Below are 26196 nucleotides of genomic sequence, written 5' to 3' on the forward strand. Positions count from 1 at the left end.
TGTGAATTAGTTTAAAATGAATAATATTTTTATGTAATATATTCACTGTATCAATGTGGAAAATAAGATGAAATAGAAAATTTATGCAATGTTATTCATACTAACCATATATGAAAAGTTTTATAACGATAAGTAAGTACTGTAGCAATAAAATTGGAGAGAGATGGTTCGTGCGTGAATCGCGGTGAGAACGTTCTCTATTTTAACCATCTCAAACTATGTACAAGAAAATAGAATAATAAAATGCGATAGTAATAGTTGCTAATACATAGGAGGAGTTAAAGTGAAAAAGACTTTAATTACAGGGTTATTGGTTACAGCAGTATCTACGAGTTGCTTTATTCCTGTAAGCGCTTACGATAAGGAGGGGCAAACAGAAGTGAAAACAGTATATACACAAAATGTAATTGCTCCAAATACATTATCCAATTCAATTAGAATGTTAGGATCACAGTCACCGCTTATACAAGCATATGGACTAGTTATTTTACAACAGCCAGACATTAAGGTAAACGCGATGAGTAGTTTGACGAATCATCAAAAATTTGCAAAGGCAAATGTAAGAGAGTGGATTGATGAATATAATCCGAAGCTCATTGACTTAAATCAAGAGATGATGAGATATAGTATTAGATTTAACAGTTATTACAGTAAGCTCTATGAACTAGCAGGAAACATGAATGAAGATGAACAATCAAAAGCAGATTTTACAAATGCATATGGAAAACTGCAATTGCAAGTACAAAGCATCCAAGAGAGTATGGAGCAAGATTTATTAGAGTTAAATCGATTTAAAACGGTATTGGACAAAGATAGTAATAACTTATCAATTAAAGCTGATGAAGCAATAAAAACACTGCAAGGATCAAGTGGAGATATTGTGAAATTAAGAGAAGATATTAAAAGAATTCAAGGGGAAATTCAAGCTGAATTAACGACTATTTTGAATAGACCTCAAGAAATTATTAAAGGTTCTATTAATATCGGTAAACAAGTATTTACAATTACAAATCAAACTGCACAAACGAAAACAATTGATTTTGTTTCTATTGGTACTTTAAGTAATGAAATTGTGAATGCTGCCGATAGTCAAACGAGGGAAGCGGCTCTTCGTATTCAGCAAAAACAAAAAGAGCTCCTACCACTTATTCAAAAATTATCACAAACTGAAGCAGAGGCGACACAAATTACATTCGTTGAAGACCAAGTAAGTAGCTTTACAGAACTAATCGATCGTCAAATTACAACTTTAGAAACGTTATTAACAGATTGGAAAGTTCTAAACAATAATATGATCCAAATTCAAAAGAATGTTGAAGAAGGCACATATACAGATAGTAGTTTACTTCAAAAACATTTCAATCAAATTAAAAAAGTAAGTGATGAAATGAATAAGCAAACAAATCAATTTGAAGATTACGTTACAAACGTTGAAGTACATTAAAAATAAGTAACGATATAGGGAGAGAAGAAAAATGACAAAAAAACCTTATAAAGTAATGGCTCTATCAACACTTATGGCAGTATTTGCAGCAGGGAACATCATGCCAGCCCATACGTATGCAGCTGAAAGTACAGTGAAACAAGCTCCAGTTCATGCGGTAGCAAAAGCTTATAATGACTATGAGGAATACTCATTAGGACCAGAAGGCCTAAAAGATGCAATGGAAAGAACAGGTTCAAACGCTTTAGTAATGGATCTGTACGCATTAACAATTATCAAACAAGGTAATGTTAACTTTGGTAATGTATCGTCTGTTGATGCGGCTTTAAAAGGGAAAGTGATTCAGCACCAAGATACAGCTAGAGGAAATGCGAAGCAATGGTTAGATGTATTAAAACCACAGCTTATTTCAACGAATCAAAATATTATTAATTACAATACGAAATTCCAAAACTATTATGATACTTTAGTTGCTGCGGTTGATGCAAAAGATAAAGCGACGCTTACGAAAGGATTAACTAGATTATCAAGTAGTATTAATGAAAATAAAGCACAAGTAGACCAATTAGTAGAAGACTTGAAGAAATTTCGAAATAAAATGACGTCCGATACGCAAAACTTCAAAGGTGATGCAAATCAAATTACATCCATATTAGCTAGTCAAGATGCAGGAATCCCGCTTCTGCAAAATCAAATTACAACGTACAATGAAGCGATTAGTAAATATAATGCAATTATTATCGGCTCATCTGTTGCGACAGCTCTAGGACCAATTGCAATTATTGGTGGTGCAGTAGTTATTGCGACAGGTGCAGGAACGCCGTTAGGAGTCGCATTAATTGCAGGAGGCGCAGCGGCTGTGGGCGGTGGCACAGCTGGAATCGTATTAGCGAAGAAAGAGCTTGATAATGCACAAGCGGAAATTCAAAAAATAACTGGACAAATTACAACTGCTCAATTAGAGGTAGCAGGACTAACAAACATTAAAACACAAACGGAGTATTTAACAAATACAATTGATACTGCTATTACAGCGTTGCAAAACATTTCAAATCAATGGTATACAATGGAATCAAAATACAATTCTTTACTTCAAAATGTAGATTCAATTAGTCCGAACGACCTTGTTTTCATAAAAGAAGATTTAAACATTGCGAAAGATAGCTGGAAAAACATTAAAGACTATGCAGAAAAGATTTATGCTGAAGACATTAAAGTAGTAGACACAAAAAAAGCATAATCGAATACGACTCGTTAGAGCGTTACGTATTGATGAATGATTTGAAGCTCCTGTTCAGTTGTGAGCAGGAGCTTTTTATACCCTTATAAAGAAAATAGGTGAAAAGTATGCAGAAAAGATTTTATAAAAAATGTCTTTTAGCGTTAATGATCGCTGGGGTAGCAACGAGTAACGCATTTCCTTTACATCCTTTTGCAGCAGAACAAAATGTAAAGGTGTTACAAGAAAGTGCGAAAAATTATTCTCTAGGGCCAGCTGGATTCCAAGATGTTATGGCCCAAACGACGTCGAGCATATTCGCAATGGATTCATATGCAAAATTAATTCAAAATCAGCAAGAAACTGATTTGAGCAAAATAAGTTCGATTAATGGTGAATTTAAAGGGAATATGATTCAGCATCAAAGAGATGCAAAAATTAATGCGGCGTATTGGTTAAATAGTATGAAGCCTCAAATTATGAAAACGGATCAAAATATTATTAATTACAATAATACTTTTCAAGCGTATTATAATAGCATGTTAATAGCGATTGATCAAAAGGATAGTGTAAAATTAAAAGCGGATTTAGAAAAATTGTATGCCGATATTGTAAAGAACCAAAATGAGGTAGATGTATTATTAAGGGATTTGAAAGCTTTTCGTGATAGAATGGCGAAGGACACAAATAGTTTTAAAGAAGATACAAATCAATTAACAGCGATTTTAGCAAGTACGAATGCCGGTATTCCAGCTTTAGAACAACAAATCAATACATATAATGACTCAATCAAAAAGAGTAATGATATGGTCATTGCTGGTGGTGTACTTTGCGTAGCGTTAATAACATGTCTTGCTGGCGGACCAATGATTGCCATTGCGAAAAAAGATATCGCAAATGCAGAACGAGAAATCTCCAATTTAAAAGATAGAATTTCTGGCGCACAAGCAGAAGTTGCAATTTTAACTGATGTAAAAAATAAAACAACAAATATGACTGAAACGATTGATGCAGCAATTACAGCATTGCAAAACATATCAAATCAATGGTATACAGTAGGTGCAAAATATAATAATTTACTACAAAACGTAAAAGGAATTAGTCCGGAAGAGTTTACGTTTATAAAAGAAGATTTGAATACAGCGAAAGCTAGCTGGAAAGATGTAAAAGATTATACAGAAAAATTACATGAAGGCATGGCGAAATAACCAGTGGACTAGTTCCGCTGGTTATTTTTTATCACGTTTTTTGTAAGAGTTGAACTTGTAATTTTATATATAAGTTTTCATGTGTTTTATCAATGTGGCTATTGGATAATATGTAATGTTTTAATGAAAAAAGCTATACTGTAAGAAAAATTAAAAAATCGGAAAGGGAATACTAGAATATGGAAAATTATTTGTTATTTATCATTACAGCAATGTTAATCATAATCATGCCTGGTCCTGGTTTTGCACTAGTTACAAAAAATACTATCTCGTATGGTAAAAATGGTGGGATGAAGACTGTCTTAGGAACGATATCTGGAATGATGATTCATACAATAATGGCTACGCTAGGACTCTCTGCCATCCTAATGAAATTCTCTATGATATTTACATTAATAAAATATGTTGGGGCTTTTTATTTAATTTACTTAGCTGTAAAGTCAATTAAAAGTGCCTTTTCTAAAAAAGAGGACATGTTAGGTGGAATGGACATGAACTTTAAGGATACTGGAACGATTAAAAGTTTTAGACAAGGATTTACAACGGCAATCTTAAACCCAAAAACGGCTGTATTTTTCCTAAGCTTTCTCCCACAATTTATTATGAGTAATCAAAATCATTTCTTCCAATTTCTTTTGTTAGGACTCACATTTACGACTTTGACCGCAATATGGTATTTGCTTTATATCTCTCTAATACGCCAATTAAGAACTTTTTTAAGAAAAGAACGAGTGAACCGTACAATGGAGGGGATTACGGGCACAGTATTGTTAGTATTTGGAGTTGGGTTATTTTTCCAAAAAAAAATATGTAGATGAAACGAAAAATAAAAAAGGTGGTTATTTCTTCTTTAAAATCTGCAACAGAACCAGGATTTCCCCTCAAAATATAAATTCCAAGGGGGAATCCGTTTTTTTATTTACTTATATACGTACAGCTGTACCACTTACAGCAACCATTAACATTCCATCACGAACAACTTCGTAATCTACGTCAATACCAACGATCGCGTTCGCACCTTTTTGTTTTGCAAGTTCTTTCATTTCATCCATTGCGATATCACGAGCTTCTTTTAGCTTGCTTTCATAAGAACCAGCACGACCACCGACAACATCACGAACAGAAGCGAATACATCGCGGACAATATTTGCACCCATAATGGCTTCACCATTTACAATATCGATATACTCAATAATTTCTTTACCTTGAATTCCAGACGTTGTTGTTACAATCATGACTGACACTCTCCTAATAAGTTGTAGTTTTAATTAGCTATCTTACGGCTTTCTTATGCCGTAGAAAAAGTGGTTGTGGTGCCAAAAATACTCGATAAAAACATAGAGTATTTTTGCATCAAAACCTGTAATTACATATGTCTTCCTATGACATATGCAATTGAATAAAAGCAATAGAATTATTTAACATATGTATCGCCATAACATATGCAAGGGATCTGTTAGAAATAAGATAAGCCGCAGTAAGTATAACCGCGCCAGGTAAATAAAGAGCATAATCCGAAAGTTGGTTCGTATGAAGGAATGTAAAAATTAGAATCGAAATGATAGATGCAATAGCAGTACCAATATAATGTGAAAAACGATTTAATATTATATAACGAAATATAATTTCTTCAAGTATTGGACCGAGAATACCAAATACAAGTAATGTAAATATAAGAGGTATCTCCGCGCCCGTTTCAAGGAGCTGTTCTTGGTTCTCTGGCTGACCAGTTGCTAGAAAACGCATAACAATCTGTTCTACAATTACCGTAAATAAAACCACCATAGGAATACTTACTATTTTCAAAATTGTCTTCTCTCTAAAATAAGTAAAACTTTCAATAATTTCTTTCCTAAAGAAAATGATTCCTACAATAGCAGGTACACTCAAACCGATGGCAATAAGAGCAAATTCTGATTCAACTATATTGCTGTTAGTTAAAAGTGATATGCCCAATAATATGAACAAGCCGATTTGAAATGGTACAAACAGTGCATAAATTATTAGCATAATAAGTTCTTTTGTATTCGTTTTTATAAAGTTCACTTTATTACCTCCATAATTAAATTACTTAGAATTTTTGACTTTTCTTGCTGCATTAGGTTCTCCTTCTAAAATATATTTATATAAATACCAAACCGGACGGTTCGGTTCGAAAACTAATGATACTATAAGTTGCTAGTTTTTTAAACCCCTTTTATAAATTATTAATAAAATAAAAATGGTAAACTACAAATATATTTATATCTCAGTTGCTTATTTACAAGCAAATTTCAGTACTCATTCATTTTTGACAATTAGCTTTTTATAGAATGAAGTGATAAGGCTTTTAACCGCAAGGACTGCGGGAGATATCTTAATATACGAAGTGAAAGTGGGGTAGTTTAAACACTTTAGCTAAACATATTAATAAAAATTATATATAATAATCGTATGTCTATACGTTAAAATTAACTATATATTTTTATATCTCTACAATTTTAGGTGAAATTAGTTGTATAGCATGACTGAATTAAACAATTGGTCATGTTATTTTGACAGAAAATTCACTTATTTTATATGAATAATACAATTTGATTAACTTCTTTTCAAACTGTATTGTTTGAGGTTTCCATAAGATAGGGATTGATAAGATATTTCTGTTCCAAACGTATTTATACTTACAAAAAAATTAAGAAAATAGAGGGTAAACATTACCTAGAATATTAGGATCGTTTTCATTAGGAGGATTACAAAGCATGACTAAAGTTGATAAGGTAAAAGAAAAGATTATTGAAACATCTTTATATTTATTTAATACTAATGGGATAACTTACACATCCATCCAGGATATAATGACAGCTACTGAACTATCTAAAGGAGCTATTTATCGTAGATTCAAAAATAAAGAAGAAATTGTCCTTGCTGCCTACGACAAAAGTGGTGAGATTATGTGGGGGCATTTTCATAAAGCAATGGAAAATAAAAAGACGGCAATCGATAAAATCCTTGCCATTTTCCTTGTATATCAAGATGCAGCTAATAATCCCCCAATTGCTGGAGGTTGTCCATTGCTTAATAGCGCAATTGAAAGTACGGGAGTATTTCCAGAATTACAAAAAGCAGCAGCAAAAGGTTATGATGATACAGTAATGTTAATGGCCTCTCTCATAAAGGAAGGAATAGAGAAACAAGAATTTAAAGAAGATATAGACATTATATCGCTCGCTTCTTTTCTTGCATCTTCAATGGAAGGAGCCATTATGGCAAGTCGCGTATCTAACGATAATATACACCATCAATATTTTATTGAACAAATAAAGCATCATCTTTTCACTTATTCTAAATAAGTGGGAACTTGCATTGTTTCCATCCAATTTTTATAGAATTAAATTGAATAAATCCCCCTCATAAAATGTATCTTCTGTTTATGAGGGGGATTTGAATAGCTTTTAGACGATTTTTCATGTTTCTTATTGGAAGGCTTTGTTATCGTTACTACAGAAAAAGAAAAAAATGAATTACATATAAATCGATTTACATGTTTCAAGTGTATCTATATTGAGTTTGTAAATCTACACAATAAGGTTTCCTTGTATAGAACAAATGTAATAGAAGTTCAGGTAGATAAAATTCGATAGTCGAAATTTCTTGCATAAAGCTGTATAATGCTTGTAACGAAAGGGAAATACAGGAAAGGATTTGTAATGAGTTACTATGGAAAAGGATAAACAACAATTAAGCGTTGAAGTTGCAAGATTATATTATCAATCAGATTATAGTCAGCAAGAAATTGCTAACAAATTAAATATTTCAAGACCAACGATTTCTAGATTGTTAAAGTACGCGAAAGAGAAAGGGTTTGTTCAAATTAGTATCGCTGATCCATTTGCGGATTTAGATAACGTCGGGAACTTACTGAAAGAAAAGTATAACTTATTAGAGGCACATGTCGTATTTTCTCCAGTTCCGGAATATGCAACGATTACAGAGTATATTAGTAAATATGCTGCTGAGTATATGGAAAAGACGGTTAAAAACGGTGATATCGTTGGTGTAAGCTGGGGAATGACGATGTATGAAATCGCTAGGAAAATTGTACCGCAACATGTAAAAGGTGTAGAAGTTGTCCAGCTAAAAGGTGGTATTAGTCATTCGAGTGTAAATACTTATGCGAATGAGACGATAGCATTATTTGCAGATGCTTTTCAAACGACGCCAAGAAATCTACCTCTCCCAGTTATATTTGATAATGCAGTGACAAAAGAATTAGTAGAGCAGGATCGACATATTCATCACATTATCGAAATGGGAAAACAAGCGAATATTGCAATTTTTACTGTAGGAACAGTGCGAGACGAAGCGCTATTATTCCGATTAGGTTATTTCGATAAGGATGAAACAAATTTACTCAAAAAACAATCGGTCGGTGACATTTGTTCACGTTTCTTTGATGGAGACGGAAATATTAGTAGCGAAGAAATTAATAAACGTACAATTGGAATTGAGCTAGAGGAACTGAAATTAAAGAAACGCTCTATTTTAGTTGCAGGTGGTAACAGAAAAATAAAAGCAATTGATGGTGCGTTACGTGGCGGATATGCAAATGTATTAATTATCGATCAGCATACAGCAAAAGAATTGTTGCATTATCAAAAAGGTTAAAAATAAAAGGCTTTCTCAAGATATTAATTTTGAGAAAGCCTTTTATTTTGTTATGTATGAATGATAGGAGTGTTTTTTGAATACAAATTGCCTTTTTAAAAATAATTATGGATATTGAGATACATACTATTATTGTTAATATAGAAGTTTTGATTTTACATATGAAGCGTTTCTTAGTTAGAATGTGCTTTATTTAATACAAGAAAATTTCTTTTAAAAGAATGAACAAAATTTCAAAAGTGTATTTACATTTGTTCAACTAAGAGTTAGAATGAAGTTGTTAAAAGATATGAGGAGTGAAGATAATGAACATTGCAAAGTTAATTGACCATACAATTTTAAAAGCTAATTCTACAAAAGAAGATGTTATGAAAGTAATCGAAGAAGCAAAGGAATATAAATTCGCTTCTGTTTGTGTTAACCCAACATGGGTAAAGCTAGCGGCTGATGAACTAGCTGGACATGATGTAGATGTTTGTACTGTAATCGGTTTCCCATTAGGAGCAAGCACGACTGAAACAAAGGCATTTGAAACAAAAGATGCTATCGCAAAAGGTGCAACTGAAGTTGATATGGTAATCAACGTAGGTGCTTTAAAAGATGGCGACAATGAGTTCGTTGAAAAAGACATTTATGAAGTAGTACAAGCAGCAAAAGGAAAAGCTCTTGTAAAAGTAATCATTGAAACTTGCCTATTAACAGAGGAAGAGAAAGTACGTGCTTGTGAATTATCAGTAAAAGCTGGTGCTGATTTCGTAAAAACTTCAACTGGATTCTCAACTGGTGGAGCAACTGCTGAAGATATCGCATTAATGCGCAAAACAGTAGGACCAAACGTTGGTGTAAAAGCATCTGGTGGCGTTCGTACACGTGAAGATGCAGACAAAATGGTAGCGGCTGGAGCTTCTCGCGTTGGAGCAAGTGCTAGTGTTGCAATCGTATTAAATGATGCAAAAGGTGCTACAGATAACTACTAATCATTAATGAAGTCAAAAGCAATAGATACACAAAGTAAAGTGTATCTATTGCTGTAATAATTTTAAAAAATGTAAGCGGATACGAATGGGAGGAGACGGCTTATGAAATACTTAATCGGTATTTTTGGCCTCGTATTGATTTTAGGTATCGCTTGGCTTGCTAGTAATGATAGAAAGAAAGTCAAATATCGCCCAATCATAACGATGGTTATATTACAATTCATTTTGGGGTTTTTATTATTAAATACAAGTGTAGGGAATATATTAATTAGCGGAATAGCAGATGGTTTTGGAGAGCTGTTAAAATATGCCGCTGACGGTGTGAATTTCGTATTTGGTGGATTAGTGAATCAAAAAGAGTTTTCGTTCTTTTTAAGTGTATTAATGCCAATCGTATTTATCTCAGCTTTAATCGGTATTTTGCAGCACATTAAAGTATTACCTATTATTGTGAAATCTATCGGTCTAGCATTAAGTAAAGTAAATGGAATGGGGAAACTAGAATCATATAATGCTGTTGCTTCTGCGATTTTAGGACAATCTGAAGTATTTATTTCAGTTAAGAAACAATTAGGGTTATTGCCAGAGAAAAGAATGTATACATTATGTGCATCAGCAATGTCTACCGTTTCTATGTCTATCGTTGGATCATATATGGTGTTATTAAAACCACAATATGTTGTAACCGCTTTGGTGCTTAACTTATTCGGCGGCTTCATCATTGCTTCTATCATTAACCCGTATGAAGTTACTGAGGAAGAAGATATGTTAGAAGTACAAGAAGAAGAGAAGAAGACCTTCTTTGAAGTATTAGGGGAATACATTATTGATGGATTTAAAGTTGCGATTACAGTAGCAGCTATGTTAATTGGTTTCGTAGCTCTTATCGCATTCATTAATGCCGTATTTAAAGGTGTAATCGGTATTTCATTCCAAGAAATTCTTGGTTATGTATTTGCACCATTTGCATTTATTATGGGTGTACCTTGGCATGAAGCAGTTAATGCTGGAAATATTATGGCAACAAAATTAGTATCAAATGAATTTGTCGCTATGACAGATTTAGCACAAGGAAACTTTAATTTCTCAGATAGAACGACAGCGATTATATCTGTATTCTTAGTTTCATTTGCAAACTTCTCCTCAATTGGAATTATTGCAGGGGCAGTTAAGAGCTTAAATGAAAAGCAAGGGAATGTAGTCGCAAGATTTGGCTTGAAATTACTTTTCGGCGCAACATTAGTAAGCTTCTTATCAGCAACAATCGTAGGATTATTATTTTAATAGATTCATATCATATAAAAAGGAATGGTGATTGTAATGAGAATGGTAGATATTATTGCGAAAAAACGTGACGGTAAAGAATTAACGACTGAAGAAATCAAATTCTTTATTAATGGATATACAAACGGAAGTATTCCTGATTATCAAGTGAGTGCACTTGCAATGGCAATCTTCTTTAAAGATATGACAGATCGCGAACGCGCAGATTTAACGATGGCAATGGTGGAGTCTGGAGAAACGATCGACTTATCAGCAATTGAAGGAATTAAAGTAGACAAACATTCAACTGGCGGTGTTGGTGATACAACAACATTAGTATTAGGACCATTAGTAGCTGCTTTAGATGTACCAGTAGCAAAAATGTCTGGTCGTGGTTTAGGACATACGGGCGGAACAATTGATAAATTAGAAGCGGTAGAAGGATTCCACGTTGAAATTACGAAAGAGCAGTTCATTGATATTGTAAACCGTGACAAAGTAGCTGTTATTGGACAAACAGGAAACTTAACACCTGCAGATAAAAAGATTTATGCATTACGCGATGTAACCGGAACGGTTAACTCAATTCCTTTAATCGCAAGTTCAATTATGAGTAAAAAAATTGCAGCTGGTGCTGACGCAATCGTACTTGATGTGAAAACAGGTGCTGGCGCGTTTATGAAAACAGAAGAAGATGCAAAAGAATTAGCACATGCAATGGTACGTATCGGAAATAATGTAGGACGTCAAACTATGGCTGTTATTTCAGATATGTCACAACCTCTTGGATTTGCGATTGGTAATGCTCTAGAAGTGAAAGAAGCGATTGATACGTTAAAAGGTGAAGGTCCAGAAGATTTAACAGAATTAGTACTCGTATTAGGAAGTCAAATGGTCGTACTTGCGAAAAAAGCAAATACATTAGAAGAAGCTCGTGAAATGTTAATTGAAGTGATGAAGAACGGAAAAGCAACTGAGAAGTTTAAAGAGTTCTTAAGCAATCAAGGCGGAGATAGCTCAATTGTAGACAATCCAGAAAAAATGCCACAAGCGAAGTATGTAATTGATGTACCTGCAAAAACTTCAGGTGTTATTTCTAACATTGTTGCAGATGAAATCGGTATCGCAGCTATGCTACTTGGTGCTGGCCGTGCAACGAAAGAAGACGAAATTGATTTAGCGGTAGGACTAATGTTACGTAAAAAAGTGGGCGATGCAGTAAAAGAAGGCGAGCCATTCGTAACAATCTATGCAAATCGCGAAAATGTAGAAGATGTAAAAGCTAAAATTTATGAGAACATTTCTATCGCTGAAACAGCAGAGGCTCCTAAATTAGTGCATACAGTTATTACTGACTAATCATCATTACACTTACTTTGAGGGGGAAATAATATGGATAAGAAAAAATATATTGAAGAAGCAAATAAGATGTTAGAAAAAGCATATATTCCGTATTCAAAATTTCCTGTTGGTGCAGCGTTAGTTACGAAAGAAGGTAAAATCTATACTGGTTGTAATATAGAAAATGCTTCTTACGGCTTATGTAACTGCGCAGAAAGAACAGCGATCTTTAAAGCAGTATCAGAAGGTGAGCGCAACTTTAGTTACTTAGTTATTACAGGAGAAACGGACGGACCGATTTCACCGTGTGGTGCTTGTAGACAAGTAATCGCTGAATTCTGTGATCCGAAAATGCCTGTATTACTAACGAATGTAAAAGGCGATGAAAAAGAAGTAACTGTTGAGCAGTTACTGCCAGGTGCTTTCACAATAGAAGATTTAAAATAAGTTGAAAAACCATTCCACAAATATGAATTGTGGAATGGTTTTTTTATATTTAAATATTGAATGTAATATTTTGTTCATATTCCGTTCATAAACTTTGCGTAAAATGATTGCAGCGAATATGGAAAGTTTACAGCAGGAGGAATAGAATGAAGAAATTATATAATGCAGCATTCATTTACTTAATTATTGGTTTATTATCAGGAGTATTTGCAAGAGAGTACTCGAAAGCACAAGGAATTAAAGGGTCCACAATGTTGCAATTGGTGCATACACATGTATTAGTGCTCGGTTTCGTATTCTTTTTAATTGCTTTAGCTTTATGTAAAGTGTTTCATGTACAAGAAACAAAGAGTTTTCGTGCGTGGTTTGTTGTTTATAATGTAGGATTACTTTTTACTATTGCTACAATGCTATGGAGAGGTCTTCTACAAGTAAATGGAACTGACTTTAACGGTTTAAGCCATATGGCTGGATTAGGTCATGTTATTATAAGTATCGGGCTCGTTTGGTTTATGATTTTGCTCAAAAAGTCTGTTAAATAGATAGGAGTGGAAAGTATGATAGCACTTTTATCAAGTATTGTAGCAGTCTGTATGGCTGTTGGTGTCATGTTTCTTCGCTTTAAAGCAGCGAAAAAGCCGGTAACGAAAAAGAAAATTATATTGCCGCCAATTTTTATGAGTACTGGCGCAATGATGTACTTCTTACCAGAGTTTCGATTAACATCGTTAGAAATAGTAGAAGCAATTACTGTAGGACTTATTTTCTCTATATTCCTTATTAAAACAACGAAGTTTGAGATAAGAAGTGAACAAATATATATGAAACCGTCAAAAGCATTTATATTTATTTTAGTCGGATTATTAGCTGTACGAGTAGCGTTGAAATCATATTTAAGTCAATCGATTGATTTAGCGGAGTTAAGTGGAATGTTTTTCTTACTCGCATTTGCGATGATTGTGTCGTGGAGAATTGCGATGTATCGTTCGTATGCTAAATTAGAAAAAACAATAAAAAGAGCTGGAATTTCTATATAGGAAATCCAGCTCTTTTTATGTTTTATTAAAATTCTTTAGCGCGGAACTCATTTGCTTAATTTTAAACGTATTTGAGCATCTTGTAATGCGGCTGGTGTAACGTTAAGTCCATTTTGATCAACAATTTTTGTGTTTAATAAAATGGAATCTAAGCTTCCACGAAATGTTTGTGTATAGTTTTGACGCAACATTTGTTGTTCTTGTTTTTCATCAACTGTTAATCCAGATACTTTTTCTTTTTTTGATAATTCGTTAATACGGAATAAAATGTTTTTCATTTGTTTCACCTCTAGTTAGATTTAATTACATTAGTTACTTACTAATATATAGTTATTGTAACGTTTAATTTTAATTATGTCAACACCATCTAAAATGGTTAAAAATTGACGAAAAATTGTAACAATAATAAAATGAATTGATTAGATCATTAGTTTTTTAATCATACATAGAACGCTAGGGGGATTATTATGAAAGCAACATTTTTTGCTCAAAATAGAGAACGATTAGTAAACACATTACCAGACGAATCTATTACGATTTTATTTGCGGGACAAGCACCTCATATGTCAGCAGATGCACATTATAAATTTGTGCCGAATCGGAATTTTTACTATGTAACAGGAATCGATGAACCAAATGTTATTTTCATGTTGAAGAAGGTTGGAAATAGTGTTGAAGAAACACTTTTCATTGAAAAGTCGGATCCAGTAATGGAAAAATGGGTCGGTAAAACAGTTTCTAACGAAGAAGCAGAGAAAATTTCGGGTATAAAGAAAGTTGTATATTTAGATAGCTTTGAAAAGACAATGTCAAATATACTCTTCACAGAAAATGTGAAGCATCTATATTTAGATTTAGAGCGTCGTGAGTGGAATGGTACAGAGACAAAAACGCAAGCATTTGCTAAACATGTAAGAGAACAATATCCACACGTAACAATTGGTAATGTATATCCGAACATTTGTGAATTGCGAGTGTTTAAAACAGATGAAGAAATTGAAATTATGAAAGAAGCGATTGCTGTAACGAAAGAGGGCATTTACAACGTGCTTAAGCATGCAAAAGCAGACATGATGGAGTATGAATTAGAAGCTCAGTTTGACTTCATACTGAAGTCATCTGGCATTAAGCATCATGCGTTCAATACAATTTTGGCAAGTGGAAAAAATGCTACAGTTCTTCATTATGAAGATAATGATGCGCAAATTCAAAATGGTGATTTAGTATTACTAGATTTAGGTGCTCAAAAAGACTACTATAACGCTGATATTAGTTATACATTCCCAGCAAATGGAACATTCTCTAGTCGCCAAAAACAAATTTATAATATTGTATTAAAAGCATTGAAAGAAACAACAGAGATTATTAAGCCGGGCCTAAAGTTCGCTGCATTAAATGAACACGCTAAAAAAGTACTCGCAGAAGGGTGCAAAGCAGTTGGTTTAATTCAAGAAGATGAAGAGTTATCAAAATACTATTATCATGGTGTCAGCCATTTCCTTGGTTTAGATACACATGATGTAGGAACATACAAAGATAGAGTATTAGAAGAAGGTATGGTTATAACAATTGAACCTGGTCTTTATATTGAAGAAGAATCAATTGGTATTCGTATTGAAGATGATATTCTTGTAACGAAAGACGGATACGAAAACTTGTCAAAAGATATCATTAGAGAAGTGGAAGAGATTGAAGAGTTTATGAGAGAAAATAATGTGAATGTAAAAGAAGATGAGGTTGTTACGAAATAACGATTGGGAAAGACGCTCTGTTTTTGAGGGTCTTTTTTTTGTGGAGATGTGTTAGAGGGTGTTATATAGAAGGTTCAATATCTATATATATCTATAGGGTATTTGTTATGTTTCCACGTAATCAAATATAAAGAGAGCCGAAAAATTATGCATGCAATACCTATTTTTGAGTGCATACACTACGCTTGAAGTTTTTCAATAGGTGGAATCTTTTGTAAAAATTGTGAAGACATGATAATTTTGAAGTTATGCACTATTTATTTGTAATTTAATGAAATGAAAACCAATAAAAGAAAATATTGATATTTTAATTGTTATTCATTATTATTTGAATAATCAGAAAAATTAGTACTATCAATGGATAAAGTTTTAGAATTACTTCATTTACCCTCTGAAAAAGAAGAAGACAAAGTGACTATGCCTAGATCAGGTAAGTGTTTTGATGGATGAATTTAATTATCATATAAGTTTCATAAAATATAAATGCTGATATGTTCATAGCTAGAAAGAGGATGATCTAAGTGGCAGGGAATATTATTATGAAAAATATGACATTTAAATACGTATCGATGATTCAACCTATTTTTAGAAATTTAGATTTAAATATAGATGAAAATTGGAAGTTAGGACTTATTGGTAGGAATGGTCGGGGGAAAACAACTTTTTTGAAAATTCTTTTGAATGAATTTGAATATGAAGGTACAATCCAATCGGCATTAGACTTTAAATACTTTCCTTCCTATCCACATAGCCATGAAAATATAACTGCGTTAGAAGTGTTATTGAAACAAAACCCACTTATGGAAGTTTGGAAAATTGAACGAGAGTTAAGCTATATGGATTTATCACCAGAGATTTTAGATAAACAATTTAATGTATTAAGTGGTGGAGGACAAACAAAACTTTTACTTATCGAATTATTTTTAAATGAAAATTCATTTCCTTTAATTGATGAACCGACAAATAATTTAGATTTGCATGGTAGAAAAATTGTAGGGCAATATTTAAAGCGAAAAAAAGGGTTTATTCTTACAAGCCATGATGAATCTTTTTTAAATCAATTTGTTGATCATATTTTAGCTATAAATCAAGAATCTATTGATTTGATTAGTGGCAATGTAGATACATGGAAACAAGAAAAAGAAAATGCAGACATGCTTTCTGCAGAAAAAAATTCTAAACTGAAATCCGAAATAAAACGGCTTCATGATGTTTCAAGACAAGTAAATACTTGGGGGATGAAAAGAGAGAATAGTACGAGAGATGCCGCAGAAAGACGTCTCGCCGCAAAACAAATGAAAAGAGCAAAAGCCATTAAAAAACGGACAGTGGCAATGATTGAAGAAAAAGAAAATCTTATTAATAATATTGAAGCTGTGTCTAATTTGAAAATGATAGTTGAACAACCAAGAAAACAAGTACTATATTTTCGTGATTTTTCTATTTTGAGAGACGGGATACCTCTTTTTAAACCGATTAACATAGATATTTATCCAACAGAACGCTTCTTTATTGAAGGCAAAAATGGTGTTGGAAAATCGACATTACTAAATTTTATTCTTGGAGAAGAGAGTCTGGAAACAATTGGAGATTACAGGGTGAATTTACCTGATCAAGTGTCAATACTTCGTCAAAAAAATCAAGAAGAGGAAGAGTATTACTCTTTACTAAATCGGTTATCTACGAAAGAAGAAAAAGAAGAGTATTGGCATCTATTATATCAATTAGGAATTAATCGTAATAGTTTCTCACATATATCGAGTGAAAACTGGAGCTCGGGGGAGCAGAAGAAAGTATTTTTAGCAAATGCATTATTAGGAAAGAATAAGCTGTTTATTTGGGATGAGGTAACGAATTATTTAGATATGTTCGTAATTCAGCAACTCATTGATGCAATAAAGAAATATGAACCAACTATCATTGGTGTAGACCATAATGAATATTTAGTGAATGCGGTAGCTACTAAAAAGATAGAATTAATACCATATTTTTAATGGGATTTTTTGAAGTGTAATAAATAATATAGATGCGAATAAGCTTTGGATTCTAGAATTAGGATGTTACAAAAAATGAATTTTGAGATGTTACTTTGATTATATATTTCTCCCTATTGTGAACCCGCAAAGAATCAGCGTATAATATTATAGGTCTCTCATTTGCGAGACAAACCGCGAATGATAAATAAGATTGTTGTTTTATCATCGCTTCTAAACAGATAGACAATGAAAGTAACACTGGAATACAGATAGGGAGTTATAAAATGAAATTAATTATTGCCGAGAAACCAGATCAAGGTTTGGCTCTTGTTTCACAATTTAAATATCGCCGGAAAGATGGATATTTAGAAGTAGAAGCGAATGAGTTATTTCCAAATGGAGCGTACTGTACATGGGCAATTGGTCATTTGACGCAGTTATGTAATCCAGAACATTATCACGCAGAGTGGAAAAAATGGTCACTTGATACGTTACCGATGATTCCAGAGCGTTTTCAATTTGAAGTAACAAAGTCGAAGTATAAGCAATTTAACGTTGTGAAACAGCTGTTACATAATCCACAGGTAACAGAAATTATTCACGCGGGCGATGCTGGGCGTGAAGGGGAATTGATTGTACGGAATATAATTAATCTTTGTAACGTACAGAAGCCGATGAAGCGTCTTTGGATTTCCTCTTTAACGAAGCAAGCTATTTACCAAGGATTTAAAAATTTGCTTGACGAATCAGATACAATCAATACGTACTATGAGGCGTATACAAGGTCATGTGCGGATTGGGTCGTTGGTATGAATGCATCACGTGTGTTTAGTATTTTGTTAAAGAAAAAAGGAATGAATGATGTATTTTCAGCTGGTCGTGTACAAACACCGACACTCGCGTTAATCGTAAAGCGTGAAAAGGAAATAGAAAACTTTAAGTCAGAGCCGTTCTGGGAAGTGTTCGCAACCTTTAATATAGAAGGAAAGAAGTATGAGGGGAAATGGGAGAAGGATAGTGAATCCCGCTTAAAAGACCCTGATATGGCGAATAAAATTGCGGCATTTTGCCAAGGTAAACCGGCTGTAGTGAAGGAAATGAAAACGGAGCGTAAAGAATTTCAGCCGCCGCTTTTATTTAACTTATCATCACTGCAAGCAACGGCAAATAAAGCCTTTAAGTTTTCACCGAAAAAGACGCTTGATATAACGCAAGCACTATATCAAAAAGGGATTGTTTCTTATCCTCGTTCGGATTCCAACTATGTTACCCAAGGAGAGGCAGCGACGTTCCCGGATATTTTACAGAAGTTAAGTCAGTTTGATGAATATAAAGATTTATTACCAGCTCCAGTTGAATCGATTATGAATAATAAGCGTTATGTGAACGAAAAGAAAGTAACAGATCACTACGCAATTATTCCGACAGAGCAAGTTACAAATCCAAGTAGATTATCAGGTGATGAAAAGAAAATTTACGATATGATTGTAAGAAGGCTTATTGCAGCCCACTATGAAGTTGCGATTTTTGACTATACAACGATTGTAACGCTTGTAGATGAACGTGCTGAATTCATTTCAAAAGGAAAACAGCAAATTCAAGAAGGATGGCGTAAAGTTATTTTCCAAGACGATAAAGATGACGAAACCATTCTTCCAATTGTAGCTGAAGGTGAAGAAGGAAAAGTTGTAAAGGTGAAAGTGAAAGAGGGAAAAACACAACCACCGAAGCGTTATACAGAAGGACAACTTATTACGTTAATGAAAACAGCTGGTAAGTATTTAGAGAATGAAGAGCTGGAGAAAGTATTAAAGAAAACAGAAGGTTTAGGTACAGAAGCGACCCGTGCAGGTATTATTACGATGCTAAAAGACCGTAAATATATAGACGTGAAGAAGAACCAAGTGTATGCGACCGATAAAGGGAAAGTATTAATTACCGCAATCGGTGACAAAATACTAGCTTCACCAGAAATGACAGCGAAATGGGAGCAGCGTCTTGCAGAAATTGGTGAAGGTACGGCTTCACCAGCTACATTTATGGAACAAACGAAAAAGCTATCAGCTAAAATTATTGAAGATGCAGTGGAAATGTCAGAGAAATGGGACTTTACTGGATTGCATGTTGAATCGATTGAGCGAAAAAGATCGAAATTTACAACAGGTAAAAAGGTTGGTAGCTGTAAAAAATGTGATGGCGATGTGATTGATAAGTCAACGTTTTATGGTTGTTCTAACTACAATACAACGCAATGTGATTTTACCATCTCAAAGAAAATATTAAGTAAAACAATCTCGCAAAAGAATATGACAAAGCTCTTAAAAGGTGAAAAGACAGATTTAATTAAAGGCTTTAAAAAGGGCGAGAAAACATTTGATGCGAAGTTAGAGTGGAAAGATAATAAGATTAATTTTGTGTTTGAGAATTAAGTGTTGTCAACAAAAAAGGTGTTTTACTGAGTAAAAAGCTTTGTAAGAAGTTAGATGTGAAGAAGATTCCACATTGTAAAAAAACATTAATTTTATATTTTAGGACTAGAGCATGATAATTGGATGTCATGCTTTTTTCTTTTTTATATTTGGCGCTTCTAGAGAATTTATTTAAAGACTTATAATAAGTGTTATTATTATAATTGTTCTGAATATCAATCGGTGTTACTAATAGGGGGGCCGTCACATCGCTATCAAGCTAAGAAAAGCAAATACCCCAAAACGAGAAATTTTGGGGTAGCATAAAATTTTTAAATCGATGGCTAAGTATTGGAAATCAAATTATACTCCAGTCTTCCCAAAATTATTACAAATATATGGCATGAAAATTAAAAAGAAGCCTAATAGTACCATCAAAGAATTCAATGAAAATAAAGTAGATTGTTTAGCCCAAGCTGATCCAAAAATAATTACAAAAGTTACACCAGCTCCACGTAAAATAGATTTAAGAGAAACAGCATTTGTCATCATTTCAAATGTTTTCGCTTGTAAACTTTCAATTGATTTAGCTATTTTAACTTTCATAATCATCCCTTCTTTCTAAGAAATAGAGTACATATGATATATATATTTTATTCCTCTGTGCTTTTAAATTCAAATACCTATCGAGATTAGCCATGTGTATTTCAAGTTAAATGAAATTTATATCTATATAATGAAAAAGCATAGCGTTTTTTACGTTTTATGGATACAATTTTTTAGCTTAATGGCGATGGGGTACCTTCAAGTTCTTAAGCTTGATGGACATTTGGTGCCACCCCATATAGTATAAGACTGCCCTCATTTTGAGCAAAAGCAATAATGGTTTAAAATAAGGTATGAGACAAAGTTAATAAATAAATCGGAGGATGAAATGTATAAATTATTGATTGTTGAAGATGAAATGAATATAGCATATACGCTAAAAAATCATCTTGAAAAATATGGATATCATTGCCTCGTTGTAGAAGAGTTTCAAAAGGTATTAGAAATTTTTCAAGACTTTCAACCCCACCTTGTCATAATGGATGTTACCCTTCCTGCTTTTGATGGTTATTATTGGTCCCGTAAAATAAGACAAATATCAAATTGTCCTATTGTGATTCTCTCTGCTCGTATGAGTGAGGCAGATCAAGTGTATGGCATTGAAAATGGGGCTGATGATTTTATTACTAAGCCTTTTTTATTAGGAGTGATACTTGCAAAAATTAATGGACAAATTCGTCGTATATATGGCGAATATGCAAGAAATGTACAGGGGAAAATTATAAAAATAAAAAATACAGCTTTAAACCTGGACACTGTACGATTATGCACACCTAATCAGGAGGAGCTATTAACAATAAAAGAACTCCAGCTATGTACAATGTTCTTTGAAGCGTATCCTAATGTTGTAACAAGACAGCAACTACTTACAGCCATTTGGGATGAGGAAGAATTTGTTGAGGAAAATACCTTAACAGTAAATATTGCAAGAGTACGAAAGAAATTAGAAGCCATTCATTCTACTTTAGAAATTAAAACTATACGAGGAATTGGCTATCAATTAACGGAGAAACTCACATGAAGTTATTTTTAAAAGACCATATGAGTTTTATTATTTTGTATATCATTACATTTATTAGCTTACCAATTATGATTCATCGATTAGATGGTTTTGAAAATCATTATACCTATTTTATATTTCTAGCCTTCTCTCTATTAATCATACTACTTTTTTGTCGTTATTTACGCCGTAAAAAAATGTATGCACATATTGAGAACAAGAACATCCATACGGACAGTCTTATGATTTATCAGCCAATAGCTTCATACGAAAAAGCATACGCATCTCAGTTGCAATATATTCAATCCTTATTTCTATCAAAAGAAGAGGAATATAAGAGTTCTTTACATAATCAGCAATTAATGATTTCTCATGCTGTTCATCAAATGAAAACGCCACTTTCTGTCATTCAACTGCTTATACAATCTAATCAGTTTAAGGAACCAAATTCCCTTGCAGAATGGCAAAAAGTAAAAGTTGAATGCGATAAACTAAACTTTTCTTTAAATCAGTTACTAACGTATAGTCGCTCTACTAAATTATTAGCAGATTTAAAAATAGAACCAATTCCGTTAAAACATATTGTGCAGGAAGTTATTAATGATTTAAGGGGTTATTTTATTGAGGAAGAAATCTTTCCTAAGAGCACTATACCTGAGCATATATTTCTCTATTCAGATCGTAAATGGCTAAAGGTTGTGGTTTATCAGTTATTAAGTAACGCTGTTAAATATGGAGAAAAATACTCATCCATTATAATCCACTATGAAAATGGGCAGTTACTTATTAAAAATAAAGGAGAAACGATACCTGAAAGTGAAATAAAACGTGTTTTTGAATTATTTTACACGGGAACGAAAGGACGTACAAAAGGAGAAGCAACTGGTATCGGTCTCTATTTAGTAAAAAGTATTCTTACTACATTAAATCATCCATACCATCTATATTCTAAAGATAATGAAACAACATTTACAATAGACCTCTCAAGAAGTATAGAAACGGCTACCAAATAAGGTAGCCGTTTTGAATGTGACAATTTTGTCATATTGCTGTCACGTTGAAAGATGTTAAGAAGTAAAAGGCCCATCTATAATCAAATACTGAAAGATACAAAGGAGTGAGGTACTGATGTCAAACACCATTTTAAATGTAAAAGAGCTTCAAAAAGTATATACAGGAGAAATTTCTTATCAAGCATTGAAAGGTATTGATTTTAATTTAAACATGAATGAGTTTGTTGCGGTAATGGGGCCTTCTGGTAGTGGAAAAACAACTTTTCTTAACTGCATTTCAACAATCGATAGCCCAACTAAAGGCTCAGTTATAATTAATTCAAAAAATCCTTATGAATTAAATGATAATGAACTAGCGAAGTTTCGTCGCAAAGAATTAGGGTTTGTCTTTCAAGACTTTAACCTTGTTCATACCTTAACAGTAGAGGAAAATATTTTATTACCTTTGGTACTTGATTCTGTAGAAGCTAAGGAAATGAGTAAACGTTTAGAGAAAGTTGCGATTTTTTTAGGTATTAAAGAAATTTTAAAGAAACGTACATTTGAAATTTCAGGTGGACAGAAACAGCGTGTGGCAATTGCTCGAGCTGTTATTCATGAACCAGGGTTATTATTAGCTGATGAACCAACTGGAAACTTAGATTCTAAAGCGGTAAATGATGTTATGACATTGTTTGAGTCAATTAACAAGACCTTTAACACAGCTATTTTAATGGTGACACATGATGCCTATGTTGCTAGTTTTGCACATCGCGTAATCTTTATAAAAGACGGTATTCTTTATAATGAGGTGCATCGAGGCAATAATAAACAGAAGTTTTATCAAGAAATTATGGACGCACTTACATTTTTAGGTGGTGGACAGCATGAGTTTTAATCATATTGTCCTTCAAAACATTTTGCGCGATAAATGGACATATATTTCTTATTTTTTAAGCAGTGTATTTTCCATTTTGATATTTTTCTTATTTTCGATTGTAGCATTTCATCCTATGTTAGCGAGCATTCAAACAGGAAGCACACTTAGCCTTGTAATGATACTTACGAGCTGTATTGTGTATATTTTTTCATTCGTTTTCATCATTTATTCGATGTTTTCGTTTTTGAAAAAGAAAACAAAAAGTCTTGGCATTTTTATGATTAATGGAGCATCTATGAAGCAAGTGCGTAAGATGGTGTTCAGAGAAAATATGCTTATTGCTAGTGTAGCAATTATAAATGCCATTGTGCTTGGGCTTGTAATCGCCCCGTTGTTTTTAATGGTCACCAAAAGGGTGTTACAAGTGAATAGCTTTGGTATGTATATACCAATAAAAGCTATCGCATTAACTATTATTTTATTTGCAATTTTATTCTGTATCGTTTCTAAATTTATCACACGTTTTATTAACAAAGAAGAAGCTGTACATCTGTTAAAAGCAGATGTAACACAGGAAAAGCTAATTGTGCCTGCACTATGGAAGTTGTTACTATCAGTAATTACAAGCGTATTCTTAGCACTATCGCTCGTATTAGAAATGAATTGGGTTAAATCATCTGGAACCATCCATTACATTTTACTATTTGTTAGTTCGCTATTAGCCATATATTTTATTATCACGCAGGGAATGTTTGTATCGATTCATGTATTACAAAAACGACCGTCGTATTACAAAAAAACAAATATGCTTTACGTTTCGAACATAAAGGCCAAAGGTCGCTCACATTCCCATCTTATCTATTTATTAACAATCTTGTTGCTAGGTGTATTTTTATGTACAAATGTACTGTACAGTTCCTATTACAATATAAATACGAGAGCAGAATCAATAAATCCGTACAGCTTTGAATATATCTCACTCTCAGGTAATGCACCGGAAGTTGAAAAGAAAGATATTTCATTTATTGAAAATGCATTAGCGAAACAAGGTAAATACGATGCTTATTATTCTGCATTTAAAACAGATAAAAATCATAATATTGGCTTTATGTCAGTTTCAAATTATAATGCCCTTGGTTTTCATAAGACAATTTCACTAAAGGATGATGAATACTATGTTGCAGCAGGAAATAACTATGTTCTTCCAAATATAGAATTTATTCGTGACTACCCGTTTGGAAAACTTAAATATGCGGGCCTTGAGAAACGAAATATTTTAACTTCAGGTTTCCAAAAAATGTACTATATCGTCCCAGATGCTGTTTATGAAACTATTGACTATCCTATATTTAAAGTATTTGCTTATGAAATTGATAATTGGACAGAAAAGCTCGACTTGTCCGAAACGATTCTTTCCAAAATTTCAAATATACCAAATGAGCGCCTAATCTCTTCTAAAATTAATGTTTACGAGATTGAAAAAACGACAGTGAGCCTTCTATTCTTTATCGGTTTCATGTTGAGCCTTATCTTCTTGAGCGCGGCGATGAGTATTCTTTATTTCTATCTGCAAACGTCATTTGAAGGAGAAAAAGAAAAATATGCAGGAATCCGAAAACTTGGCTTTTCTGTGAAAGAATTAGTTGCTGTTGTGACTAAGGAGCTGGCAACTTTAATTTTTGTCCCGTTTACACTTGCATCTATTCTTCTATGTGGAATAATGCTTGCAATGCGTAACCATTTTTCATCAGCACTTTATGGAGTCACAGCAATAGGCGTAGGAATATTTTTATTGCTATTTGTTATAAGCTTTTTCATCATTCGACGAAGTTATTTGAAAAAACTTATGAATTAACAATGCATGTTTCTAATAATATAGGTGCTTGATCTAAAAATAACATAGAAAGTATACATGAAATTATACTTTTCAAGGGGTTCTTTTCATGAAAAAGAACCCCTTGGATAGATGCTCTTACTATAGAAACTTTATATAAGTATATCGTTGATGTAAGAAACAATATAGTTTTCCTAAAGGACTAATAGTATTTGAGTAATATATAAAGTGGAGGTTTTATATTTTTATGAGATTAAATGCTTTTCAATTAAAGATTTTTGCAATGATCCTTATGGTCATTGATCATGTATATACTTACATTCCAGGTATGCCAATGTGGATGCATCATCCAGGCCGTATTGTGGCACCAATTTTCTTCTATTTTGTAGTGGAAGGATTCTTTTATACAAGAAGTCGTACAAAGTATGCTACACGTGTATTTATGTGGGCAGCAATTATGTTTGCTGGTTCAGCGATTATTCAATATATCTTCCCGACAGAGGCTGGATTATCAAATAATATTTTCTTATCACTTGGGTTTGGGATAGTATTATTGTGTTCCATTGATTATATGAAACGTACAAAAAACTATTTACTCGGAATTCCAGCTATAATTATTGTGGGTACATTAGGAATATTTACAGAAGCAAGTTTTATAGGCGTCTTCATGACATTAATCTTTTATTTCTTTAAAGAAAAGAAAAAATGGTTAATTATCACATATGTATTACTTTCATTAATGGATGTCCCACAGTTACTTATGGCGGGAGAAATTTTTACAGACATGGGTTTGTTTGGTTTTAATAACCAATGGATGATGGTATTTGCGTTACCGTTCTTCTTCTCATATAACGGGGAACGTGGTTTAAATAATGCATTCACAAAATATATGTTTTATATTTTCTACCCGGTCCACTTATGGATTATCTATACAATTGGATATTTTATTAGTAAATAAAGATAAAAATAATAAATTTATAAGTTTCTAAATGAAGTTGTAGGGAATGAACCTTACAGAAAATTTTTATTGGATTCAAATTTTTCTTAGAGTACAAAATTTTTTGTTGGTACTATATCATCACTATCAAGCTAACAAAACTAAATTTCTTTAATATGAAAAAATACGCTATTCTTTCTGTAGAATCATAGGAAAGGATGGCGTTTTTTTA

24 protein-coding genes are annotated in these 26196 nt (G+C 32.9%); 20 read left to right on the forward strand and 4 right to left on the reverse strand.

Features of this window, described 5'->3' with window-relative positions; genetic code table 11:
* The first annotated feature begins 283 nt into the window (after positions 1 to 283).
* The 4 genes from nheA to ACTFRN_RS06950 all read left to right on the forward strand — a co-directional run bounded on the left by nheA (position 284) and on the right by ACTFRN_RS06950 (position 4689).
* The gene (nheA, locus tag ACTFRN_RS06935; protein ID WP_088106614.1) at positions 284 to 1444 is read left to right on the forward strand and encodes a non-hemolytic enterotoxin NHE subunit A; all 1161 of its coding nucleotides are present in this window, start codon (positions 284 to 286) and stop codon (positions 1442 to 1444) included.
* A gap of 31 nt (positions 1445 to 1475) precedes the next feature.
* The gene (gene nheB, locus ACTFRN_RS06940) at positions 1476 to 2684 is read left to right on the forward strand and encodes a non-hemolytic enterotoxin NHE subunit B (protein WP_088106615.1); all 1209 of its coding nucleotides are present in this window, start codon (positions 1476 to 1478) and stop codon (positions 2682 to 2684) included.
* Between the two features lie 107 nt (positions 2685 to 2791).
* Positions 2792 to 3871, forward strand: coding sequence for a non-hemolytic enterotoxin NHE subunit C (nheC, locus tag ACTFRN_RS06945; RefSeq protein WP_001171979.1), 1080 nt, complete (start codon positions 2792 to 2794; stop codon positions 3869 to 3871).
* 179 nt (positions 3872 to 4050) lie between these two features.
* On the forward strand, positions 4051 to 4689 hold the full coding sequence (locus tag ACTFRN_RS06950; RefSeq protein ID WP_088106616.1) for a LysE family translocator: 639 nt from the start codon (positions 4051 to 4053) through the stop codon (positions 4687 to 4689).
* Between the two features lie 105 nt (positions 4690 to 4794).
* On the opposite strand, the gene ACTFRN_RS06955 is transcribed toward ACTFRN_RS06950, so the two are convergent.
* Together ACTFRN_RS06955 and ACTFRN_RS06960 are read right to left on the reverse strand one after the other, a co-directional pair.
* Complete coding sequence (locus ACTFRN_RS06955) at positions 4795 to 5106, reverse strand: heavy metal-binding domain-containing protein (protein WP_000637515.1); 312 nt, start codon at positions 5104 to 5106, stop codon at positions 4795 to 4797.
* A 145-nt stretch (positions 5107 to 5251) separates the two neighbouring features.
* Entirely contained in the window at positions 5252 to 5917 is a 666-nt protein-coding gene (locus ACTFRN_RS06960) for a CPBP family intramembrane glutamic endopeptidase (protein ID WP_001009356.1), read from the reverse strand.
* Positions 5918 to 6609: 692 nt separating this feature from the next.
* On the opposite strand from ACTFRN_RS06960, the gene ACTFRN_RS06965 reads away from it, so the two are divergent.
* The 8 genes from ACTFRN_RS06965 to ACTFRN_RS07000 all read left to right on the forward strand — a co-directional run bounded on the left by ACTFRN_RS06965 (position 6610) and on the right by ACTFRN_RS07000 (position 13580).
* Complete coding sequence (locus ACTFRN_RS06965) at positions 6610 to 7200, forward strand: TetR/AcrR family transcriptional regulator (RefSeq protein WP_088106617.1); 591 nt, start codon at positions 6610 to 6612, stop codon at positions 7198 to 7200.
* A 367-nt stretch (positions 7201 to 7567) separates the two neighbouring features.
* On the forward strand, positions 7568 to 8515 hold the full coding sequence (locus tag ACTFRN_RS06970; RefSeq protein ID WP_000409781.1) for a sugar-binding transcriptional regulator: 948 nt from the start codon (positions 7568 to 7570) through the stop codon (positions 8513 to 8515).
* A gap of 305 nt (positions 8516 to 8820) precedes the next feature.
* Entirely contained in the window at positions 8821 to 9492 is a 672-nt protein-coding gene (deoC, locus tag ACTFRN_RS06975) for a deoxyribose-phosphate aldolase (RefSeq protein ID WP_049112298.1), read from the forward strand.
* A 102-nt stretch (positions 9493 to 9594) separates the two neighbouring features.
* Positions 9595 to 10776, forward strand: coding sequence for a NupC/NupG family nucleoside CNT transporter (locus ACTFRN_RS06980; RefSeq protein WP_029440895.1), 1182 nt, complete (start codon positions 9595 to 9597; stop codon positions 10774 to 10776).
* Positions 10777 to 10812: 36 nt separating this feature from the next.
* Complete coding sequence (locus ACTFRN_RS06985; RefSeq protein ID WP_029440896.1) at positions 10813 to 12114, forward strand: pyrimidine-nucleoside phosphorylase; 1302 nt, start codon at positions 10813 to 10815, stop codon at positions 12112 to 12114.
* Between the two features lie 33 nt (positions 12115 to 12147).
* Complete coding sequence (locus tag ACTFRN_RS06990) at positions 12148 to 12543, forward strand: cytidine deaminase (protein WP_049112296.1); 396 nt, start codon at positions 12148 to 12150, stop codon at positions 12541 to 12543.
* A gap of 146 nt (positions 12544 to 12689) precedes the next feature.
* Positions 12690 to 13085, forward strand: a complete 396-nt coding sequence (locus ACTFRN_RS06995; protein ID WP_049112295.1) for a DUF2871 domain-containing protein — start codon at positions 12690 to 12692, stop codon at positions 13083 to 13085.
* A gap of 15 nt (positions 13086 to 13100) precedes the next feature.
* Positions 13101 to 13580, forward strand: coding sequence for a CcdC family protein (locus tag ACTFRN_RS07000; protein WP_049112293.1), 480 nt, complete (start codon positions 13101 to 13103; stop codon positions 13578 to 13580).
* A 47-nt stretch (positions 13581 to 13627) separates the two neighbouring features.
* Here the strand turns inward: ACTFRN_RS07000 and ACTFRN_RS07005 are convergent, their stop codons facing one another.
* Positions 13628 to 13858 (reverse strand): DUF896 domain-containing protein, encoded by a 231-nt coding sequence (locus ACTFRN_RS07005; protein ID WP_000789788.1) that lies wholly within the window; start codon positions 13856 to 13858, stop codon positions 13628 to 13630.
* A 189-nt stretch (positions 13859 to 14047) separates the two neighbouring features.
* On the opposite strand from ACTFRN_RS07005, the gene ACTFRN_RS07010 reads away from it, so the two are divergent.
* From ACTFRN_RS07010 to topB, 3 genes are all read left to right on the forward strand, one after another.
* Positions 14048 to 15331 carry an aminopeptidase P family protein gene (locus ACTFRN_RS07010; protein ID WP_049112291.1) on the forward strand — a complete coding sequence of 428 codons (1284 nt, stop codon included), beginning with the start codon at positions 14048 to 14050 and terminating at the stop codon, positions 15329 to 15331.
* A 521-nt stretch (positions 15332 to 15852) separates the two neighbouring features.
* Entirely contained in the window at positions 15853 to 17325 is a 1473-nt protein-coding gene (locus ACTFRN_RS07015) for an ATP-binding cassette domain-containing protein (protein ID WP_088106618.1), read from the forward strand.
* A gap of 266 nt (positions 17326 to 17591) precedes the next feature.
* A complete protein-coding gene (gene topB / locus ACTFRN_RS07020) occupies positions 17592 to 19736 on the forward strand; it encodes a DNA topoisomerase III (protein ID WP_000766742.1) in 2145 nt (714 codons plus the stop codon).
* 342 nt (positions 19737 to 20078) lie between these two features.
* Here topB and ACTFRN_RS07025 read toward each other — a convergent pair whose 3' ends face one another.
* Entirely contained in the window at positions 20079 to 20321 is a 243-nt protein-coding gene (locus ACTFRN_RS07025) for a hypothetical protein (protein ID WP_000865093.1), read from the reverse strand.
* Between the two features lie 328 nt (positions 20322 to 20649).
* Between ACTFRN_RS07025 and ACTFRN_RS07030 the strand changes: the two genes are divergently transcribed.
* From ACTFRN_RS07030 to ACTFRN_RS07050, 5 genes are all read left to right on the forward strand, one after another.
* Positions 20650 to 21342, forward strand: a complete 693-nt coding sequence (locus ACTFRN_RS07030) for a response regulator transcription factor (protein WP_000277461.1) — start codon at positions 20650 to 20652, stop codon at positions 21340 to 21342.
* The gene (locus tag ACTFRN_RS07035; RefSeq protein WP_014893845.1) at positions 21339 to 22334 is read left to right on the forward strand and encodes a sensor histidine kinase; all 996 of its coding nucleotides are present in this window, start codon (positions 21339 to 21341) and stop codon (positions 22332 to 22334) included. Before ACTFRN_RS07030 ends, ACTFRN_RS07035 begins: the two co-directional genes overlap by 4 nt.
* Positions 22335 to 22449: 115 nt before the next feature.
* Entirely contained in the window at positions 22450 to 23211 is a 762-nt protein-coding gene (locus ACTFRN_RS07040; protein ID WP_088106619.1) for an ABC transporter ATP-binding protein, read from the forward strand.
* Positions 23201 to 25048 carry an FtsX-like permease family protein gene (locus tag ACTFRN_RS07045; RefSeq protein WP_014893844.1) on the forward strand — a complete coding sequence of 616 codons (1848 nt, stop codon included), beginning with the start codon at positions 23201 to 23203 and terminating at the stop codon, positions 25046 to 25048. The genes ACTFRN_RS07040 and ACTFRN_RS07045 overlap by 11 nt, the downstream gene beginning before the upstream one ends.
* 226 nt (positions 25049 to 25274) lie before the next feature.
* Positions 25275 to 25985: a TraX family protein gene (locus ACTFRN_RS07050; RefSeq protein ID WP_001238744.1), complete on the forward strand. Its 711-nt coding sequence runs from the start codon at positions 25275 to 25277 to the stop codon at positions 25983 to 25985.
* Positions 25986 to 26196: the final 211 nt, after the last annotated feature.

Source organism: Bacillus cereus group sp. MYBK245-2, assembly GCF_051916145.1.
Classification (GTDB): Bacteria; Bacillota; Bacilli; order Bacillales; family Bacillaceae_G; genus Bacillus_A; species Bacillus_A pacificus.

What these genes read in the sequence shown, in the direction of transcription:
- nheB (WP_088106615.1), top strand. Translation starts at nt 1,476, where the DNA reads ATGACAAAAAAACCTTATAAAGTAATGGCTCTATCAACACTTATGGCA.
- nheC (WP_001171979.1), top strand. Translation starts at nt 2,792, where the DNA reads ATGCAGAAAAGATTTTATAAAAAATGTCTTTTAGCGTTAATGATCGCT.
- ACTFRN_RS06950 (WP_088106616.1), top strand. Translation starts at nt 4,051, where the DNA reads ATGGAAAATTATTTGTTATTTATCATTACAGCAATGTTAATCATAATC.
- ACTFRN_RS06955 (WP_000637515.1), bottom strand. Translation starts at nt 5,106, where the DNA reads ATGATTGTAACAACAACGTCTGGAATTCAAGGTAAAGAAATTATTGAG.
- ACTFRN_RS06965 (WP_088106617.1), top strand. Translation starts at nt 6,610, where the DNA reads ATGACTAAAGTTGATAAGGTAAAAGAAAAGATTATTGAAACATCTTTA.
- ACTFRN_RS06970 (WP_000409781.1), top strand. Translation starts at nt 7,568, where the DNA reads ATGGAAAAGGATAAACAACAATTAAGCGTTGAAGTTGCAAGATTATAT.
- deoC (WP_049112298.1), top strand. Translation starts at nt 8,821, where the DNA reads ATGAACATTGCAAAGTTAATTGACCATACAATTTTAAAAGCTAATTCT.
- ACTFRN_RS06980 (WP_029440895.1), top strand. Translation starts at nt 9,595, where the DNA reads ATGAAATACTTAATCGGTATTTTTGGCCTCGTATTGATTTTAGGTATC.
- ACTFRN_RS06985 (WP_029440896.1), top strand. Translation starts at nt 10,813, where the DNA reads ATGAGAATGGTAGATATTATTGCGAAAAAACGTGACGGTAAAGAATTA.
- ACTFRN_RS06990 (WP_049112296.1), top strand. Translation starts at nt 12,148, where the DNA reads ATGGATAAGAAAAAATATATTGAAGAAGCAAATAAGATGTTAGAAAAA.
- ACTFRN_RS06995 (WP_049112295.1), top strand. Translation starts at nt 12,690, where the DNA reads ATGAAGAAATTATATAATGCAGCATTCATTTACTTAATTATTGGTTTA.
- ACTFRN_RS07000 (WP_049112293.1), top strand. Translation starts at nt 13,101, where the DNA reads ATGATAGCACTTTTATCAAGTATTGTAGCAGTCTGTATGGCTGTTGGT.
- ACTFRN_RS07005 (WP_000789788.1), bottom strand. Translation starts at nt 13,858, where the DNA reads ATGAAAAACATTTTATTCCGTATTAACGAATTATCAAAAAAAGAAAAA.
- ACTFRN_RS07010 (WP_049112291.1), top strand. Translation starts at nt 14,048, where the DNA reads ATGAAAGCAACATTTTTTGCTCAAAATAGAGAACGATTAGTAAACACA.
- topB (WP_000766742.1), top strand. Translation starts at nt 17,592, where the DNA reads ATGAAATTAATTATTGCCGAGAAACCAGATCAAGGTTTGGCTCTTGTT.
- ACTFRN_RS07025 (WP_000865093.1), bottom strand. Translation starts at nt 20,321, where the DNA reads ATGAAAGTTAAAATAGCTAAATCAATTGAAAGTTTACAAGCGAAAACA.
- ACTFRN_RS07030 (WP_000277461.1), top strand. Translation starts at nt 20,650, where the DNA reads ATGTATAAATTATTGATTGTTGAAGATGAAATGAATATAGCATATACG.
- ACTFRN_RS07035 (WP_014893845.1), top strand. Translation starts at nt 21,339, where the DNA reads ATGAAGTTATTTTTAAAAGACCATATGAGTTTTATTATTTTGTATATC.
- ACTFRN_RS07040 (WP_088106619.1), top strand. Translation starts at nt 22,450, where the DNA reads ATGTCAAACACCATTTTAAATGTAAAAGAGCTTCAAAAAGTATATACA.
- ACTFRN_RS07045 (WP_014893844.1), top strand. Translation starts at nt 23,201, where the DNA reads ATGAGTTTTAATCATATTGTCCTTCAAAACATTTTGCGCGATAAATGG.
- ACTFRN_RS07050 (WP_001238744.1), top strand. Translation starts at nt 25,275, where the DNA reads ATGAGATTAAATGCTTTTCAATTAAAGATTTTTGCAATGATCCTTATG.